At 36.1% G+C, this 1,901-nt stretch carries 1 protein-coding gene; it reads right to left on the reverse strand.

Going from position 1 to position 1,901, the window contains the following annotated elements:
- Positions 1-484: 484 nt before the first annotated feature.
- Positions 485-1,105 (reverse strand): ankyrin repeat domain-containing protein, encoded by a 621-nt coding sequence (locus H5202_RS21600; protein WP_182773856.1) that lies wholly within the window; start codon positions 1,103-1,105, stop codon positions 485-487.
- Positions 1,106-1,901 lie beyond the last annotated feature (796 nt).

Below are 1,901 nucleotides of genomic sequence, written 5' to 3' on the forward strand. Positions count from 1 at the left end.
GACTTTGACAATGGTTAAATGAGTCAAACACCGCAGTATCAAGCGCTTTCATTGTGTCAGCTAACACCATGTCATCAGCCAATGCAGGCATTGAGACCAAGGCCAATAAAACCAAGCAGATTTGTTTCATCGTTTCAATTCCTAATGGGTTAGTGACAAGATCAGTGGTTCAGTCACAAAGCGTGTTGTAAATAGGCGGCCAAATACGGTAAACACAGAAACTTTATGAGGGCTAAAGTATAACTACAGAATATAAACGTAAAGTCATCGTTCTGAAAACTCAATATTCAAAGGGGTAGGGATTTGAACCCTCCCCTCTATTTCTAAGGCGCCTGTATTCGCGGGTTGTACTAGTATTGAATGAGTACTGAATTAGTAAATGGTTACACCAAACTGTTGTTTTTATCGTCAGAAAAATGATGCTCAGCCTCAAATGCTAAAGCTTAATAATAGCTATTGGGTAATAGTCTCTTGTTAGCTGTTTTTACAACGGAACTCTTGGCTTTAACTCTATACCTTTGTTTGATAAAAAGGCGAATACCTTCTTACGCCACCCGCTATTTGCACCTAAACCAGCATTTTCTATTGAATCTACGGGAGTTTCTCCCCACTTATTTTTATATTCAATATTGGCTCCTGCTTGAAGCAAAATATATGTGGCTTGCCAATCACCAGTTGCTACAGCAGTCATAATAGGTGTTTTTTGGTGGTTATCAATTTGATTTGGATTTGCTCCGTGCTTGATCAGTAAATTTAGATTATCTAATCTACTAGCCGCTAAAGCGTTATATATTGGAGAAGGTGACCAAGGATCTTTAGAGTTAAATAAATTTACATCCCCCTCGTGAGAGATAAGGATTTTAAGTAATTTAGTCGATTTGTATTGAGCAGCCCAACCCATGATAGTTCTCTTTTTAAAAAGAGCCTCAGTTGAATTTGGGTTTGCACCTTTTTCTAGAAGAAGTGTTATCTGCTTTGTATTTTCATCAAGTACAGCTTCTAGTAATAGTTTATCCATATTTTCAATTGCACATACTTGAAAAGAAATACTTAATAATATTAAGACAATCTTAATATTATTGATCAAATATTGAATCACACTCATGTTCATCCTAAACAGCTAACGCTTATTGAACGGCTCGCCCGACAAAGTCGGCCGTTCAAGTTATTGATTTATATCATCCTACATTCTCTATATCTTTGATGTAAAGTGATAAAATACTCTCAACATTCCAAAATAATCTGAGGTTGCGCGTTAATATCGTCTAAAAAAAAAGCGATAAAGTTTATTTGCAATATTATCAATCCATTATATTTTTCGAAATAAATCTACATTACGACTTTAGGCTTACTTAATGAACATTTGGCTCACTTCATGAATTAGTTGATTTTAATTAAGCTAAATTTATTTATACCTGTATCTAAAGTCAGTTCATTCGGTTAAGCACAATCTAACCAGTAAATAATGGTTTCTATAGAAAAGCACCTCAATACTTCGAGTAACTATTTCTCAATAAATAAAGTCAGCATGTATACCTCAGCGCATACATTTCCGCGTGCAGAGACATGCCGCCCGTAGACATAAATGACTACACTAATTCGTCATTGAATGAGTAACCACACGCTGAATACACTTTACAACTCATATGTAAGTATCGATCTTATAAATAGGAACCCGTGGGTTCAAAGTCCTATCTTTCACCTAAACGAAAAAAGGCTCATCATTTCTGATGAGCCTTTTTACTTGAATCTTGCTGAGGGATAGCTTGCTTGTAATAAAGAGGAACCCTGGGTTTAAAGTCCTATCTTTCGCCCAACAAAAAAGGCCCTGTATTTATCGATTTGGCATTTAGTCTTGAATCTTGCGGAGGGATAGCTTGCTTGTAATAAAGAGGAACCCG

It is taken from the genome of Shewanella sp. SG41-4 (assembly GCF_014164505.1).
Classification (GTDB): domain Bacteria; phylum Pseudomonadota; class Gammaproteobacteria; order Enterobacterales; family Shewanellaceae; genus Shewanella.

Coding starts and splice junctions, on each gene's coding strand:
- H5202_RS21600 (WP_182773856.1), bottom strand. CDS start 1,105: ATGAGTGTGATTCAATATTTGATCAATAATATTAAGATTGTCTTAATA.